A 17,328-nucleotide genomic window follows, 5' to 3' on the forward strand; every position below is an offset into this window, starting at 1 on the left:
GTCCGGAGGCCAGACGTGAAACCCAACAGACCCCTGATCGTAATTCTGAGCACTGTCGCGCTCGACGCTGTCGGCATCGGCCTGATTATGCCGGTGCTGCCGGGCCTCCTGCGCGATCTGGTTCACTCGAACGACGTCACCGCCCACTATGGCATTCTGCTGGCGCTGTATGCGTTGATGCAATTTGCCTGCGCACCTGTGCTGGGCGCGCTGTCGGATCGTTTCGGGCGGCGGCCGGTCTTGCTCGTCTCGCTGGCCGGCGCTGCTGTCGACTACGCCATCATGGCGACGGCGCCTTTCCTTTGGGTTCTCTATATCGGGCGGATCGTGGCCGGCATCACCGGGGCGACTGGGGCGGTAGCCGGCGCTTATATTGCCGATATCACTGATGGCGATGAGCGCGCGCGGCACTTCGGCTTCATGAGCGCCTGTTTCGGGTTCGGGATGGTCGCGGGACCTGTGCTCGGTGGGCTGATGGGCGGTTTCTCCCCCCACGCTCCGTTCTTCGCCGCGGCAGCCTTGAACGGCCTCAATTTCCTGACGGGCTGTTTCCTTTTGCCGGAGTCGCACAAAGGCGAACGCCGGCCGTTACGCCGGGAGGCTCTCAACCCGCTCGCTTCGTTCCGGTGGGCCCGGGGCATGACCGTCGTCGCCGCCCTGATGGCGGTCTTCTTCATCATGCAACTTGTCGGACAGGTGCCGGCCGCGCTTTGGGTCATTTTCGGCGAGGATCGCTTTCACTGGGACGCGACCACGATCGGCATTTCGCTTGCCGCATTTGGCATTCTGCATTCACTCGCCCAGGCAATGATCACCGGCCCTGTAGCCGCCCGGCTCGGCGAAAGGCGGGCACTCATGCTCGGAATGATTGCCGACGGCACAGGCTACATCCTGCTTGCCTTCGCGACACGGGGATGGATGGCGTTCCCGATCATGGTCCTGCTTGCTTCGGGTGGCATCGGAATGCCGGCGCTGCAAGCAATGTTGTCCAGGCAGGTGGATGAGGAACGTCAGGGGCAGCTGCAAGGCTCACTGGCGGCGCTCACCAGCCTGACCTCGATCGTCGGACCCCTCCTCTTCACGGCGATCTATGCGGCTTCTATAACAACGTGGAACGGGTGGGCATGGATTGCAGGCGCTGCCCTCTACTTGCTCTGCCTGCCGGCGCTGCGTCGCGGGCTTTGGAGCGGCGCAGGGCAACGAGCCGATCGCTGATCGTGGAAACGATAGGCCTATGCCATGCGGGTCAAGGCGACTTCCGGCAAGCTATACGCGCCCTAGGAGTGCGGTTGGAACGTTGGCCCAGCCAGATACTCCCGATCACGAGCAGGACGCCGATGATTTGAAGCGCACTCAGCGTCTGATCCAAGAACAACCATCCTAGCAACACGGCGGTCCCCGGGCTGAGAAAGCCCAGTAAGGAAACAACTGTAGGTTCGAGTCGCGAGATCCCCCGGAACCAAAGGAAGTAGGTTAAACCCGCTCCGATCAGGCCGAGCCACGCCAGGCCGAGAACATTGGTTCCTGTAGGCATCGGGATTGGCGGATCAAACACTAAAGCTACTGGAACGAGCAGAAGTCCTCCGGCCGCCAGTTGCCAGGCGGTAAAGGTGAGCAGAGGCACGGGAGGTTGCCACTTGCGGGTCAGCACGGTTCCGAACGCCATGGAAACCGCCCCCGCCAGGCCCGCTGCGACGCCGACAGGATCTAGCGCTGCGTTTGGTGTCAACACCAACAGCGCCACGCCCGCAGTTCCGCAAATAGCCCCCAGGACCGCCATCAATCGTATCGGGCTACCTAGCAGAGCGGCAGAGATGAACACGACCATCAGCGGCTGCACAGCGCCTACCGTCGCCGCGACCCCGCCCGGCAGGCGGTAGACCGAAATAAACAACAAGCTCCAGAATAGCGAAATATTAAGTGCGCCGAGGATGAAGATGCGCATCCACCAGATTCCCGTTGGAATCTGTCGGACGATCATCACGAGCAATAAACCCGCCGGCAACGCCCGCAGCATCGCGACCGTCATCGGTGAGAAGTTCGGCAGGTATTGGGTGGTGACAATGTAGGTGCTGCCCCAAATGGCAGGTGCTATCGCTGTGAACAATAAATCGGGCGTGCGTAATGACATGCGATTACAAGACCTCCGCTACGGCGATGGGTTTTTGAGAGTTGCAGGCGCCGCGATGACCGCACCCTGACTTGGACTGGCCCTGCCTCGCACCAATCCACCTGCGGCTATGGCCGCGATCATGCGAGGCCCGAAAATTACACGACCTGTACACGTCCGCCGAACCCGGAACGCAACAGAGCTTCGTGGGCATCCCGATCCGGGTCGTAGCAGCAGTCCTGGACCAAACGCACGTCGTAGTCCGCATCACTAGCCCAGGCGACGCTTGAAAGAACAACGCCGGTGGTGCTTATCCCGGCCATGACAAGCGTGCTTACGCCGCGCGTCCGAAGGTCGGCGTCGAGCGCCGTGCCATAAAAGACGCTGGCTCGCGGACATGCATAGAAAAGGTCGCCCCGTTCGATCGCAAGCCCTTCGACGGGCAGACCGGTGCGAAATCGTCCGCTCGGGAGATACGGTGAGATTTGGCGATTCGTCGCCGGCGGCGCATGTTCATACTCTTCGCCGAGCGAAAAGTTGGGGAACAGCACGGGCCGGCCGCGCAAGGCGTGCTGGCAGCCGTGCAGACCCTGCGTGAGATGAACGCCGACAACCTGCGCAAGGTGCCGGCCGATGCACCCACGGCCTTCATCAAGCCGCGCTGGAAGCCGCTGGTGATCACCCCGGAAGGCCTCGACCGGAAATTCTACGAAATCTGCGCCCTGTCCGAGCTGAAGAACGCCCTGCGCTCCGGCGACATCTGGGTCAAGGGCTCGCGGCAGTTCCGCGACTTCGACGACTACCTGCTGCCGGCCGAGAAGTTCGCCGCACTCAAGCGCGAGCAGGCCCTGCCCCTGGCGATCAACCCGAACAGCGACCAGTACCTGGAAGAGCGTTTGCAGCTGCTGGACGAGCAGTTGGCCACCGTCACCCGCCTGGCCAAGGACAACGAGCTGCCCGATGCCATCCTCACCGAGTCAGGGCTGAAAATCACCCCGCTGGATGCGGCGGTGCCGGATCGGGCGCAGGCGCTGATCGACCAAACCAGCCAGTTACTGCCGCGCATCAAGATCACCGAACTGCTGATGGACGTGGACGACTGGACGGGCTTCAGCCGCCACTTCACCCACTTGAAGGACGGGGCCGAGGCCAAAGACAGGACGTTGCTGCTGTCCGCAATCCTCGGTGATGCGATCAACCTCGGGCTGACCAAGATGGCCGAGTCGAGCCCCGGCCTGACCTACGCCAAGCTGTCCTGGCTGCAAGCCTGGCACATCCGCGACGAAACCTATTCGGCGGCCTTGGCCGAGCTGGTCAACCACCAGTATCGCCACGCCTTTGCCGCCCACTGGGGCGACGGCACGACCTCATCCTCCGATGGCCAGCGCTTCCGCGCGGGTGGCCGGGGCGAGAGCACCGGGCACGTCAACCCGAAGTACGGTAGCGAGCCGGGACGGCTGTTCTATACCCATATCTCCGACCAGTACGCGCCGTTCAGCACCCGCGTGGTGAATGTCGGCGTCCGCGATTCCACCTATGTGCTCGACGGCCTGCTGTACCACGAGTCCGACCTGCGGATCGAGGAGCACTACACCGACACGGCCGGCTTCACCGATCACGTCTTTGCCCTGATGCACCTGCTAGGCTTCCGCTTCGCGCCGCGCATCCGCGACCTCGGCGAAACCAAGCTGTACGTGCCGCAGGGCGTGCAAGCCTACCCGACGTTGCGCCCGCTGATCGGCGGCACCCTGAACATCAAGCACGTGCGTGCCCACTGGGACGACATCCTGCGCCTGGCCAGCTCGATCAAGCAGGGCACCGTCACCGCCTCGCTGATGCTGCGCAAGCTCGGCAGCTACCCGCGCCAGAACGGACTGGCCGTGGCCCTGCGCGAGCTGGGCCGGATCGAGCGCACGCTGTTCATCCTGGACTGGCTGCAAAGTGTTGAACTGCGCCGCCGCGTGCATGCCGGCCTGAACAAAGGTGAGGCGCGCAACTCGCTGGCCAGGGCGGTGTTCTTCAACCGCCTTGGGGAAATCAGGGATCGGAGCTTCGAGCAGCAGCGCTACCGGGCCAGCGGCCTCAACCTGGTGACGGCGGCTATCGTGCTGTGGAACACGGTGTACCTGGAACGCGCCACCCAGGGGTTGGTCGAGGCCGGCAAGCCGGTGGACGGCGAGCTGCTGCAATTCCTGTCGCCGCTGGGCTGGGAGCACATCAACCTAACCGGCGATTACGTCTGGCGGCAGAGCCGCAGACTGGAAGACGGGAAGTTTCGGCCCTTACGGATGCCCGGAAAACCTTAGCGTACGATTTTTTCCGAATTCTGCGGGCTCCCCTACAGTACAGGTACGGAAAAAAAGGGCTGATGGCTGGCGTACTGCTGCTGGTCGTCCTGGTCTGGCCGCTGAGCCCGGCCAGTTATGGCCTGGCGGGTATGGTTCTGGCCACCGGCATGGTCATAGCAACGGGCGGGCAGACGTCTGCCGTGCAGCGCACGGGGGTTATCGTGTCCGGGCTGTCACTGTGCTGTCTGAACGGGGTATCACACCTGCTGAGTCTGCCGGCAGACACGCTGCTGTTCGCCACCCTCCCCACACTGGTTTTCCCCATTATGGCCATTTACCTGAGCATTCAGCTGTGCCCGGAGGGCTGCCCGCGCTTTATGCCCCGGCATTTTTTCTACATCGCCTATGCCGGCCATCTGCTGGTTCTGCTCATCCTGATGCAACTCTGGTGAGAGAGCCACCGTTTACGGGGCGTCAGCGTGGCCCCGGAATTCTGCGTCCCTGCTCCAGCAAATCAATGGCCAGTTGCAGATAAAGCACCTGGTCCGGCGCCCATTTGCCGGTTTCGGCAATCTCATTTCGCAGCACAGTGACGATATTTCCACTGGTGGAATCGTGTCCTGCCTCCACAAGTGAAAAAACGATGCTGCCCACGACCTGGCACATTTCTTCATGCTGGCGCAGGAACGCTTCTGAATAGTCCATCCTGTTTTCTCCACTGCGAATCTGTTCAAAATTACGGCGCATGCTCATTATGCCGCGTAGCGGCATGGAGACGCCAGCAGGAGTCACACTGAGAGCAGTCGGTGGGAGGCGTCGTGACCGGCGCAGCCGTTACGGATTGATAGTTTCTGCCTTGCCCACCACCTTCCCTGCAAAGCCAAACCCACTAAAAGCCACTCTGTAGCCGGTTTGCGCCGTCGGAGTGGTCACGACAAGGCATGGCCGCAGTCGGGGCGTATCTCCGCGTTTGTGGGCCGTGAGGCCCGCTTACGGGCGTGTACTAAAAACTGCAAGCGGCACCACCCACCGCGACACTGAATTCTAGTTACAACATCCCTTCAGAAGCGAGGGTGTTCCGGCCCTTCGGGCCGGGGCAGCGTCGGTCTGGCAGGGTAAGGGGTGTGCTCCGGGGTGGGTTTCTGCGCCACCGGGGCCCGTCGCCAGGCGACGGGAGGTACCTTTGTCTTTTTTCTGAGCGCGCGGCCTGGGGCCGCTGCATGCGAAGGCATTATCGATTTTCCCCGTTATCCACAGAAGTTATGCAGTGAACAGGAGGTATCTTTTGTGAATATAAGTAAAGGGTGAAACCCTGAATATTTTGCAGGTATCTGAATGTCAGTTGCAGGTAATCCTTTTTCCCTGTTTGCGGATATATGTGGATAAACGGGCCGGTATGGCATCCCCTACGGGAAATCACGCAGGCTGTTGCAGGAAAAGGGATACATTCACGGGGCTGGTGTTCAGAAAACAGGCAGGGATAATGTCGGGACGTGAGAAGGCCTCCGCCGTCAGGCGGATAAACCAGAAAAGGGGTCAGTGCGGCGGGGAAGCGCCCGGAATGGCCAGGTCGACCAGTTCCAGCTGGTACAGCTGTGACCAGACCATTTTCTCAAACTGGCGGGGCGTCAGGTGCTGCGTCCGGCCCTTCAGACTGCACCAGAGCTGCTCTGACACCTGGCGCTTGCGTTCATCAAAAGGCAGGTCAGACAGTTTCTGACGCATTTTACCTTCGATGGCCCGGGTCCGGCGGCTGAGAAGGGTCTGATGCCGGCAGCGTTCGTACCAGCGGCGACGGGCGGCTTTCAGGGACAGGGTTTCGCCGGGCTTCAGCTGGCCATCGTCGATGGCCTGAAGACGCATCTCCTGCTCCGCGCGCAGCCTGTCCATGTTCACCCCGGTCAGCTGCCAGCCTGCGTCAGTGATAATGACGTGTTTCGGAAAACGGCAGCCGTTCACGCAGTCCCATTCCGCCGGCGGGCATTCGACCACCCCAAAGCGCTCCAGCTCGTGGATCAGGCGCGAAACGCGTGACGTTGTCACAGCCTGCTCCGCAATGATGTGGTCATCCGCATCCCGCGGGCTGAGCGCGGCCGCCAGGGCAGAGACATTGATGGTCACCACACTGGTGGCCAGATCGACTTTGTTGATGAAAAGGATGAACAGCGCATCCAGCAGTTGCCGGCGCTCCGGACGGAATGCCCGCCGACGGCCGGCAGTATTACGCAGGAACACAAAGACGGGATCGGCAGAAACCCGGCGGCGCACCACCCACTGACCGGTGGTTTTATCCCGGCTCATCAGGTTACGCAGGGCACGACCGTGCTCCCGGCTTAAAGGTTTGTAGTGCGACGGCCGGATATAGACCGGGGCCGGGCATTTACAGGCCGTGGAATGAAGGCCACGGGCACGCCTGTCGGCGCGGGGGATCAGTATTTCATTCACGCCGGCCTGTTCTTATGGCGGCCGGGTGTTGTTTTCTATGGTGCATGCGTTATAATCCTTCACAGGCAACGCGCCTGCTTTTGGACCCCCTGATATCTGACGTTCCGCCAAGTTCGTAGCAGATTTCGGGGGGTTTGTGCATTCAGGCTCCGGGAACTCCCCGTCACCTGCTCCTGAGCGTCTTTCCGGACACGCTCCCGTCCATGTTCCTGCTTCCGGAAGTCCGCATTTCTTCCGAATAACGTTCTGCCACCTTCCAGCCTCACCACAAAGCCGTCCAAAATAATTTGGTTCAGGTCACAAAACTAAACTGAATCAACAGACTGCCCCACCACAAGACACCTGAAGACGCTGACATTCTACCTTCTCACACCTGAATTTGCCATACGAAATGATCCCGGATCATGGTGGGATACCGCAGGATCGACAGCAAAGAAAAGGGACAGACGGGAAAGAGAAAACATCGCAGCGCTCGCCGCAAGGTCAGACCTCTGGTCTGACTGAGGAAGCGCCAGGGCGCAAAGGCCGGCTCGGGCAGGAACGCACCGGGGCCACCTGACAGCGATTTCTGGCGGGAAAAGGCTGTCAGTCTCATTACTGGTACGTGACCGGGGCGGTCACTAACTCAGCTGCGCGGGCAGTCGCCGGTACTCTGTAAGGCAAGAAATTCAGCGGTCATTGTCTGCAGCGCCTGACTGTCACGGCTTCTCAGCAGCGGAATACCGGCCTGGCGCATGACCTCATTCAGCAGGATATCGCGCCGGCGACGGCTTTTTTTCAGGTGCGAGGCATCATCCAGCTCCAGCGCGGCCACAATCCGGAATGTCAGCCGGTCCACGATGACCACATCACAGTGCCAGCGGGACACCAGGCTGAACAGTTTCCACCACGCCCGGCTGCGAGCCCTGATGCGGGGGGCTATCTGCACAATATCGGCCACCCGCACCTGAGGACACAGATACCAGCGATTCATGTCCACAGTGCGGAACAGTCCCTGAATAAAATTCACTTCCCGGTCCGTCATCAGGTGTGCCTGACGCGCCAGGAATACGCCGCCGGCGATGAGATGCTCTGTTTCTCCCGGCCGGATGCCCGCCTCCCTTAATGTTCTGATGAACGGAGACTGAGGGCTGTTCGCTTTTAACACGCGGAAAAATAGCGCCAGCATGACCATCAGCGGGAGGATAAACCACAGAATGGTTGTATTCACGGGTGCTCTCCTTCGCCGGCGGATGTGGTATTCCCGGACACGGTCCACAGCTCCGGGTGGTCAGCAGGGACGCTCAGGGAGAACCCGGCGGAGAACAGCCAGCCGTCCAGCGTGACCCGGTTTTCAGGTTCGTCAGGCGCACACAGCGTAATGCTTTGCGCTGTAACGTCTGTGATTTCAAAGTTTTCCTCCGAAAGAATGCGGATAAGGTCATCACGTGAACGGATAATGCCCTGCCCCACCAGGTTTCTTAGCGCTCTTTTTAAAATTGTGCAGGCTTCTTCGTTTTCTTTCTGACTGTCTCGGTTGTCTTCTGACATGCTCTTTCCTTATCTGACCGGAACGTTGTGCCCCCGGGCGACACGGTCCCTGGCCTGTGTCATGCGGCCGGCTGGCCGCGCCTGATGATTACGGTTTCGGATTACCCGCGGCGGTATTAATTGCCCTCTGCAGGGTATCTGCGCGGGTAAGTCCGGGGATGACGGTCACCCTGCCGGCACGGGCCCCGGCAGAAGGAAGTACCACCAGGGCAGGCGTCCCGCTGAAGCCCAGTTGCTGCGCCAGCGTCTGAATTCCGTCCAGCGTGCCCTGTACATCAGCCGCCTGCCCGGCGTCGAAATTCACGGCGGTTGCCGCCGCACGGATATCGTCATCCGTCAGCCGGCCCTCGTTATGGCCGGTGGCATACAGTGTGTTGTGATAGTGAAGCCAGGCCTCAGCCCCTTTCTGCAACCATATCTGCAGCCCGGTTTTCGCTGCACGCCCGGATTCCGGCCAGCGCGTCTCAAATATCGGGAGTGCCTTGAACACAAAACGCACGTCCGGGTTGGCCGCCATGACTTTCTGGAGCACCGGAGCCAGTCGGGCACAGTAGATACACTGGTAATCGAAGAATTCGACGACCGTCACCTGCGCATCAGCGGGACCATACGACGGGGTGCCTTTATCATCCAGCAATGCCCCCTGATGCTCAGCGACAGCCGCCGTCATGGCCTGCATCTGCCTTTCCTGCTGCTGTTCCTGCAGTTTCTGGCTGACGTTAACCAGTACCTCCGGATGGGCGACGAGGTAGTCTGCGGCCACTTCGCCAATTCTGGCCTCCTGCGCCGGTGTGAACACCGGCTGAGGGGTTGCTGCGCGTGCTGTCGGACCAGAAATAATGAATGTTGTAACTATTAGTGAGGCTAAAACTGTTCTGCTTGTGCTTTTCATTTGCATATGCCTGATTTCATTGTGGTAGAGGCTGGATTAACGTTCTTTCTGGATGGTACGGCTGAGGGTCTGTTCTTCGTGTTCCGGCATCCGGCCACGTTCCTGCGTGTCTGTCTGCCGTGCTATATCCCGCTCATTACGGGCAAGTTCAGTCACCTGACGGGAGACACCGGAAACCTCAGCAACGCGTCCCGCATCGTGCTCCTTATCGGTACGTCGTATTCTTGCGAAATCACTGTCAGAGTTTCCCTCTCCGCCCGCAATCCTTCTGAGTGTATTCTGGTCCGGTTCAGGCTCACCCTGTTGCCCCTGCATATCGTTAAAAGAGGCTCTGACATTCAATTCCTCTTCGGCGGGGAAAACAATCCTGCCAGGTATCTGTTCCGCTGTTTCGCTGCCTGCTTTTGCTGCGCTGATGGCCAGATTTTCTTCTGCGTGACGACGCTCTGCTTCCTGTTCTTTTACCGTACTGATGTCCACCGGGGGGCTCTCTTCATTCCGTAAATTGTCCGTCCCGGGCAGGGCAATTTCGCTGTCTCTCTGGCTGATGATTTGCACTCTGCTTTCTTCGACCTCCCGACGCTCGCCACCACTGATTTTGAGCAACTGAGCCGCCACGGATTCATCCCCGGTCTGCCACACCACACCGTCCTGCGGATGAGTACGGACAGCGTCGAGCGCGGCGGCCAGTTCACCGACCACACGGGTGTGACCCGACCGGCTTCGCTGCAGCAGCGCCCCGCGCCCCCGCTCACTCATCACCATCCGGGTGTCACCCTGCGTCAGTCTCCCCTCCGGGCTGGCAACCAGTGAGACCAGTGCCAGACCGGCACCTTTACCGTTGTTGTCGTAAACAGGCAGGGCCAGTGCGGGCTCCGGGAAGCGTCGCGTCGCCGGGATAATTTTCGCCGTCAGCGACGTCTCCTGCATTCCCTGATGCCGCAGCCAGGCCCGCCCGATGGCGGTCTTACTGACGGGCTGCCCCATTGACCAGATGGCTTTCGCCTGTTTACGCTGCGTCTCCGGGGCCAGCGCATCATGGGCCGTTTTGATATCACGTTCCGGGGCTTTCACCGCCCGGACCCAGTCCGCTTTCCCGTCGGTATAAATCTGCACATGCTCCTTCACACGCGATGCGGAAATATAGAAGGCCCGACGAGTGGCCAGCATCTTACGCCCGGCGTCCGTACCCTCCAGTGAAATAACGTAATCCGTGCTCGCCCCCTGTGCGCCGTAGCCCGTCACCGCCCAGCCATAGTCGATATGCTGCTGAGCACGGACCGCCTTCGGGTTAATGATGATGCGGCCTTTTTCTGACGTCAGGCGGATATCCCCTGATTCGCTGACAGACTCCACGGTATAACGCTGGTTACCGGTCTGTCCCTGCTCGCGGTCCGTGAGCGTAAATTTCAGCAGGTCACCGGCCCGGACTTCCCTCTCCTCGCGCTGAAACAACTGTACATCGCCGGTGATAAGCTCCTTCGGTGAATACAGCCCGATATTGCCCTCTTCATCACGGACGGTGACCGTGCTGCCGTGCCGGTCTACAGCCAGCACATCCTGATAGCGGTCGCCACGTTTCACCACCATTCCCGCCTGCCAGGCCTGCGTCTGGTTGAATTCATGGCGGGTGTGGGTGATTTTCTCCAGCACCGGCACCCTGACCGCCAGCCCCCCCAGCTCGCCCCGCGCGGTCAGCGTGTCATGAATGCCGGCATTCACCGCCCGGCGGTCAGCGTTCAGCTGCGTGATGATAAGGGTCCGCGCCCGCGCATCCACGGTCCGGCCTGTCCAGTCCGCCACAATATCGCCCACCGGCGTGGCCGTTTCCTGAAATGCACTGGCCGGGACCGGCACGCCAGCCTCACGTGCCACACGGTCAGCGGGCTGCGCTTCTATACGATTCAGGGCCGCATCGATACGGTTATCGATAATGTCATGCACCGCCCCCCGCAGGTGAACATCCTTCTGACGCACGATTTGCTTCATGATGGCCACATCCATCGGGCTGCGCTCCTGCATCAGCTTAAACGGTGCCCCGGAATCGACTGACTCAAACTGGTCAATATCCCCCATCGAGACTGCGCGGCCCTCCCCGGCAGCAATGGCCTGAAACAGGGCGGCCGTGTCCTGGTTACCCACCATCGAGGACTCATCGATGAGAAACACCTGGCCCCGGTAGTCAGGTTTTTCACCGCCTGCAGTGGCCTGTTCATACTCCACAATAAAGGATTTAATGGTCTGCGCCCGGACGCCAACGTCGCTCATCTCTTTCACCGCCTGATGTGTCGGGGCAAGTCCCGTCAGCTGCGGTCGTACATCTGACGGCAGCGTATCGAGTGCCGCGACCACCGCCTTCATCTGCGTGGTTTTCCCCACCCCGGCATAACCCTGAATCCCGATAAACTGGTCCGTGGTACCGAGCACCAGGGTGGTGGACTGTTTCTGCCCCTCTGTCAGCCCGTTCAGCACCACATCGGGAACCTGATCCAGTAGCGGAAGCTGGGTGTTTTTACCCTCATCCACCGTGCGCAGAATGGCTTTTTCCATCTCCCACGTTGAGCGGGCAATCAACAGTGGCTCCCCCCGGACCGACACACGCAGCAGTTCCCCGGCCTTTACCATTGCGGCAATTTCATGCTCTGTCTGCTCAATGTCAGGATGGTATTTCCCTGCAGCCTCCGTGAGCGCCAGTTCGCTGAACGCCACGCTGCGCTGGTCATTCACCGCACGCCAGACGGCCAGGCTGGCATCGGTCCGCACGCCGTCGTGCAGGCTTCCGACCGCCTCACTCACATCCTCTTTTCCACTGAGGCTGCGCACCAGTTGCACGGGGGAGACGTTAGTCTTCATTCGCTGCAGGCGGGCTTCAGCCCGGTCCTGCACTTCGGCGGTAAACACCTCCGCGCGATGCCCGCTCTGTGCCAGTGAGTTCATGGTCTGCGATGAAATATCCCGGCTGTTGAGCGCTGCCAGGACCACGCCCCGGTCGTTATCACGCCCCCCCGGGGCGCTGACGTAGGCATGCGTGACATACAGGGGCCGGTCTTTCGGGAGAGTCAGTGTGTCGGTACCGCGCGTGACCTGGATACCCTTCTCACTGATGCCAGTGACCCCGAGGCGGTCTTTTGCCTTAAGCCCATGCTCCCGGTCGCCGGCAACGGCTATCAGCCGCTCCCCACTGGCGACGTTCAGCGTCTCACGGTTAAAGAGACGCCAGTCGGCGGTGACATCGCTGATTTTCATCCGGGTCAGGACGCCGTCACCGTCAATCAGGGACAGTATGCGCGTGTCCTCATGGACACGGTCGATAACAAATGAATGGCGTTCTTTCGCGTCGCTGCGGTTCTCGAGCACCATGCCCGGACGGTACGAGCCCGGCATACGCCGGGTCTTACTGTCGAGCCACACCGGGGAACGGGTCTCAATGCTGATGCCGTTGCGCTCCAGCTGCCCGGCATTCTGCAGCGCATCCCGTATCAGGCCGGTGAGGTGGGCCTGTTCACGTTTACCAACCACCACGGCGGTGACGTTTTCATCCCCGCCGCTCAGGTCCGCGAATCGGGTGGCCAGCGCCTCATAGCGGTCACGTTTGTTGGCAATACTCACCACGTCAGCCTCCAGCCCCGGTGCCGGTTCGGTGCGGCGGGAGCGCGTCACGCCGGCAGACTCCAGCACCGACATGGCGTTGCCATTCGCCTGACGACCGGCGCTGTCGAGAAAGACCAGCTGCGCATCCTGCGCCCGGGCCTCGCCCAGCAGAACCAGCGTTTCCTTCAGCCCCAGACGTTCAGCCCCTTCAATAATCAGCGTGCTCTGCGGTTTCAGCTGGAATTCACCGCTCAGCACATGCTGCCGGCTGATGATCCGCTCCCGGAGGTCATCGGATTTGGCCAGCGAAATGGCGCGTTCGGCAGAACTGGCCAGCACCCGGACGTCGCGACCGCTGGCCATGGAGATACCGGTCAGCTGTGTGGTCAGATCCCGGATACCAGCCACGCCGGACGGGGCATTCATCAGGACCAGCGGGTCAGTCTCCACGACCGCCAGCGCCGGCGGCGCATACTGCTGTGGTCGGGTAAAGCTGACCACCTGCGTGGATTTCAGGTGGTCCTGGCTCAGCGCCTGAATGGAGAGTTCGTCCAGCAGGTGGATGCGGGAAGTGAACACGCCTTTCTCGCTGTCCAGCGGCACAAGCATACCGTCCTTCAGGGACGCGTCGATGGCCTGGCGAATGACATTCATGTCCGGCAACTGTTCACTCAGTTCGGCGGTCGTCAGCATCAGCTCCCCGAAGGTGAAGCGGGTCCGGCTGTCGCTCAGCTGCGAGATGGCCATTTTCACGGCGTCCTTCACTTCCGGCGCCAGTTCCGGCACCTGTCTGGACGGCATGGCTTTTGACCGCTGAACGGACGGGACGTCCGGTGCCGCCTGTACCGGGCTACTGTGAGTCTGCTGCGCATCAGGCTGCCGGGACGGGGAGCCTGCAGATCCCTGGCTGTGTTCAGCAGGAACACCGGTTTTCTCTTCCCCTTTGGCAGAATGTTCAGGTAGTTCAGGTGCCCCGCTTCCCGGTACCTCCGGCGCTGACGGCTCCGGCTCCCGGCGTCCGTCCCGCATCGTATCCTCGCGCGGTACCACGCTTTCCTGATAGGCCTTTAAATCGTAGCCTTTATCCTTCATCTGACCGAGCCACCGCTCCATCAGGCGCAGGCGGGACGGATCAACCTTCGCCCGTCGGGTGTCTTTTGCCGCCACATCGCGGCTGCGCAATGTGGCTTCTGCGCCGATAGCCCCCTGAATCTCCCGGCCGCGCGATGAAAACTCTTCCCGGACCGCTTCCGGCACGCCCTTTATCTCCCACATGCCATGCTTGCCCACTTCCTCCACCTCATGGCCCAGCGCCTCCACGCGCTCACGCAGTGCGCTGCGGTAGATTTTTCCGAGCGTGACCTGCATTTTCATCACCGTTTCGATAAAACCGGCATTGTGGATGTAGTCGGTGGCCAGCGCTTTCCACTTCCCGTCCTGCTCTGTCATATTGGCCACCAGAAGGTGGGTGTGCAGCTGGGGATCAAGGTTTCGCGAGGTGTCGTGGGTGAAGGCCGCGGCCACCATTTTACCGGTGTGCACGATGGAGGTGACGCCGTCTTTCGTATCCCGGGCCGAAATCAGTTTCTCCACATACCCTGCCGCAATACGGACAGCATGGTTATGGGCTTCCAGCATTGCCTTATCCCCTCCGATGAGTGCCAGGATGGAGACACTTTTGGGGGCCGAGAAGGTCAGGTCATGACCGGGACGATGAACATGGTTGCCATTAATCTCTTTACCGAGACGTGACCCGTCCGGCAGACGGCCTTCCAGCACTGCCGTCAGGTCAGCGCCCCGGACCTGTCCGTCCAGACCCAGCGCATCCGCGCCTTCGCCCATCCAGAGGCTCTGCAGGTTGCCGAGAAAATAATAGTTATCGGAATTGCTGTAATAGCCGGCAGCATCCGCTGCCGACGCAATGGGGGCCACTGACATCATAGTTCAGGCTCTCTGTCGTAGTAATGGTGATCGTTCTCGTCGTACCCCGGGTCGTCTGCATCGCGATGACGGAGAATGTTTTCTTCGTCCCGGGCCAGCAGGCGGTTCGTCCGGTGTTCCTCATCCGGCCTGTCCGGTGACACCGGTTTTCCGGCCGTCGTCACGGTCAGTTCCCCGTCTGGCCGGACGGTCACCTGCATATCCAGGTTCATGGACTCACCGCCTGCCCCCCCGTCTTCCTGCGGACCTGCACCTGTAACAGCAGGGCGCTGGCGGGCCCTGTGCAACATACTCAGGCCGGATGTGGTTGGCGGTTCGGGCTCAGGATGGCGATGGCGGAGTGCACGCAGTGCTGCCGGTAATGCAACATGCTGTCCGTCAGGTGCCGGAACAGAGGGTTCCGGTGAAACCGTTGCCACAGTGGTGGATGCAGGTAAAGTGCCCGGGGCTGGTACGGGAATATCTGCATGATCCTTTTCTGCTGAGTAAGAGGGCTTCACTGCACTTTTGCTAACAACTGGCGGGGTGATGACCGATGACGTCTGGCGATCTGACTCCGGAGCCCGGACAGGTTCAGGCAGTATGGTCTTTTTCACCTCCACGACCCCGGGCTGCGGAGCCGTCCCCGCTGTGGCAGTGGCAGCTGCTGTGCCAGAGCCTGCGCCTTCCAGCACTTCGTCCCCGGTCGGGAAGGTCAGCCCTGCAGCAGAGGCTGCACGCTCATTTTCCTGAATCACCTTCTCGAGTTCCGGACTCAGCACATCGCGGATATTCCGCGCCATCAGGCCGGGGTGATGCTTCTTCACCTTCCGGTATTTCAGCTTCAGGCGGACAACCGGGTATTCACCGGGCAAACGAACATAAAAGCTCAGGTTCGGCAGACGCATGACCTGGTCATAATCGACAATCGGATCGTTAACCTCATCCTTGCCCAGCGACACCCCGTCACGAACCTGGTCCAGACCGTAACTGTTTTGTTCGCGGATTTTTCGTTTACGCTGATGCCCCAGCTCATCCTCAACCACTTTGGCCATCTCCGCACTCGGGGAACGCCCATACATGCGGGTGTTCATCAGGTCAAAGATACTTCTGGCCAGTTCCCGACCATAAACATGGATCATCTGCGCCGTGTTCTGCATGCCCAGCACAAAACAGCCCCCGAATTTACGGGCTTCTGCAATCGTTTCGGCCAGCTCGGGGATACGCTGCAGGCTGGGAATTTCGTCACAGATAAACCACACCCGCCGGTCACTGTTCTCCCCCATACTCTGCAGATACAGGGTGGACAGCGATAACCAGAGGGAGATCAGGGGACGGACGCTTTTGCGGTGCCGGGCCTGCGTGGAAATAAACAGCCAGCTGTTGTCATAGCGCTCCTGGGTCATCCATTCCCGGATGGTAAACGGAGGCTTCGTCCCGTCATCCAGTCCCTGCAGGTAACGCAGTGCTTTGGCGTAGTTGGTCACCACGGAGCGGATCGAGATGGCCGTTTTCTCAATTTTTTCCTCGACCAGGTTGGCCGACGGCGTGTTGGCCAGATAATCACGCAGACTTTTCATACTGAGTGACAGCAACGTTTTAAGGAACTTCTCAATGCTGCGGTCCGGATCGGCAGACATTCGTATGGCGAGATCAGCAAAGATGGTACGCGAACTGGACACCCAGAAGGGGTCAGACTCCCCTTCCACGGGGATCAGACTCGCTGACAGGTTGTCATAATCCACCGCATCCACACATTCCCCCCACATATGCCAGTTGGCACAACGTTCATCGTGGGCATTGAGAATAAAATCGGTGTCGGGGTTATAGTGTGTCTCGGTAAACGTGCAGCCTGAGTCATAGATAATGGCGCGGTCACCGCGTTTCCGGATGAAGTCCAGCAGCCAGCGGATCAGTGTCGACTTGCCCACACCAATGGTGCCGTGGATCAGGAAGTTCATCACTTCAGCCATCCTGACCATATGCAGTTCGCCCACGCGCAAGTCGGACAGCTCGCCGTTTTTACGCAGCAGCCGGTTCACCTCGGCTGGTTTTTCTGTCAGCTGCATACCCGAAATGTACTGGTCTTCGCTCTCCCTGCGCCCGATGCCGGCAATGTACCAGGCGATGGCCACGAACACACTCAGGCTGAACGTACCACTGGCCAGCACTGCCCACTGCAGTTCACTGAACACCTGATCGCCCATTGCTTTCATATACGCATCGGCGTAAATCTGCGGCAGCGTCATTTTCAGAACCATGTGCGTCTGTGTGGGGGCATACCAGTAATGGACGTCATAGATTTTCGGCGTGCCCGTTGCCGGCATGAGGTCGATAAAACTGCTGTTAATGCTGGCAAACCACCACAATGAACCGTTATCAAAGGTCTCCTGGGGTATACGCCAGAAGAAGATGGCCGAGGCCAGTACCGCAAAAAGGATAAAGATCCAGAATCCTATCCAGTTGTTAACCTGAAAGAACATGCGCCACCGGTAGGCAGTCATCTGCCCACCCTGCGTGAGATTTTTACCTGCGAAGCTCATAGATTTTTG

The 17,328-nt window shown here is 60.2% G+C and carries 11 protein-coding genes and 2 pseudogenes; 3 read left to right on the top strand and 10 right to left on the bottom strand.

Annotation, left to right across the window (positions count from 1 at the left end):
* Positions 1–15: 15 nt before the first annotated feature.
* The gene (gene tet(A), locus OGV75_RS00780; RefSeq protein WP_000804064.1) at positions 16–1,215 is read left to right on the top strand and encodes a tetracycline efflux MFS transporter Tet(A); all 1,200 of its coding nucleotides are present in this window, start codon (positions 16–18) and stop codon (positions 1,213–1,215) included.
* A gap of 31 nt (positions 1,216–1,246) precedes the next feature.
* Here tet(A) and OGV75_RS00785 read toward each other — a convergent pair whose 3' ends face one another.
* A complete protein-coding gene (locus OGV75_RS00785) occupies positions 1,247–2,131 on the bottom strand; it encodes a DMT family transporter (RefSeq protein ID WP_000058717.1) in 885 nt (294 codons plus the stop codon).
* A gap of 137 nt (positions 2,132–2,268) precedes the next feature.
* Positions 2,269–2,661, bottom strand: a complete 393-nt coding sequence (locus OGV75_RS00790; protein ID WP_001351729.1) for a cysteine hydrolase family protein — start codon at positions 2,659–2,661, stop codon at positions 2,269–2,271.
* 3 nt (positions 2,662–2,664) lie between these two features.
* Between OGV75_RS00790 and OGV75_RS00795 the strand changes: the two are divergent.
* Both OGV75_RS00795 and OGV75_RS00800 read left to right on the top strand, forming a co-directional pair.
* A pseudogene (locus tag OGV75_RS00795) lies at positions 2,665–4,416 on the top strand (Tn3-like element TnAs1 family transposase); the annotation flags it as partial.
* A 62-nt stretch (positions 4,417–4,478) separates the two neighbouring features.
* Positions 4,479–4,850: a TraX family protein gene (locus OGV75_RS00800; protein WP_286480256.1), complete on the top strand. Its 372-nt coding sequence runs from the start codon at positions 4,479–4,481 to the stop codon at positions 4,848–4,850.
* A 22-nt stretch (positions 4,851–4,872) separates the two neighbouring features.
* Here OGV75_RS00800 and OGV75_RS00805 read toward each other — a convergent pair whose 3' ends face one another.
* The 8 genes and pseudogenes from OGV75_RS00805 to traD form a co-directional block, all read right to left on the bottom strand.
* Complete coding sequence (locus OGV75_RS00805; protein ID WP_104652438.1) at positions 4,873–5,103, bottom strand: DUF2767 family protein; 231 nt, start codon at positions 5,101–5,103, stop codon at positions 4,873–4,875.
* A 184-nt stretch (positions 5,104–5,287) separates the two neighbouring features.
* Positions 5,288–5,395, bottom strand: a pseudogene (locus tag OGV75_RS23595) (hypothetical protein); the annotation flags it as partial.
* A 539-nt stretch (positions 5,396–5,934) separates the two neighbouring features.
* On the bottom strand, positions 5,935–6,843 hold the full coding sequence (repA, locus tag OGV75_RS00810; protein WP_286480257.1) for a plasmid replication initiator RepA: 909 nt from the start codon (positions 6,841–6,843) through the stop codon (positions 5,935–5,937).
* A gap of 625 nt (positions 6,844–7,468) precedes the next feature.
* Positions 7,469–8,017: a DUF2726 domain-containing protein gene (locus OGV75_RS00815; RefSeq protein ID WP_191219959.1), complete on the bottom strand. Its 549-nt coding sequence runs from the start codon at positions 8,015–8,017 to the stop codon at positions 7,469–7,471.
* Positions 8,018–8,049: 32 nt separating this feature from the next.
* Positions 8,050–8,373 (bottom strand): hypothetical protein, encoded by a 324-nt coding sequence (locus OGV75_RS00820; protein ID WP_008324877.1) that lies wholly within the window; start codon positions 8,371–8,373, stop codon positions 8,050–8,052.
* Between the two features lie 88 nt (positions 8,374–8,461).
* Complete coding sequence (locus OGV75_RS00825; RefSeq protein WP_191219957.1) at positions 8,462–9,265, bottom strand: DsbA family protein; 804 nt, start codon at positions 9,263–9,265, stop codon at positions 8,462–8,464.
* Between the two features lie 36 nt (positions 9,266–9,301).
* Positions 9,302–14,797, bottom strand: a complete 5,496-nt coding sequence (gene traI, locus OGV75_RS00830) for a conjugative transfer relaxase/helicase TraI (protein WP_286480259.1) — start codon at positions 14,795–14,797, stop codon at positions 9,302–9,304.
* Positions 14,794–17,319: a type IV conjugative transfer system coupling protein TraD gene (gene traD / locus OGV75_RS00835; protein ID WP_286480286.1), complete on the bottom strand. Its 2,526-nt coding sequence runs from the start codon at positions 17,317–17,319 to the stop codon at positions 14,794–14,796. Before traD ends, traI begins: the two co-directional genes overlap by 4 nt.
* Between the last annotated feature and the right edge of the window lie 9 nt (positions 17,320–17,328).

The organism is Citrobacter sp. Cb028 (assembly GCF_030336705.1).
GTDB classification, from domain to species: domain Bacteria; phylum Pseudomonadota; class Gammaproteobacteria; order Enterobacterales; family Enterobacteriaceae; genus Citrobacter; species Citrobacter braakii.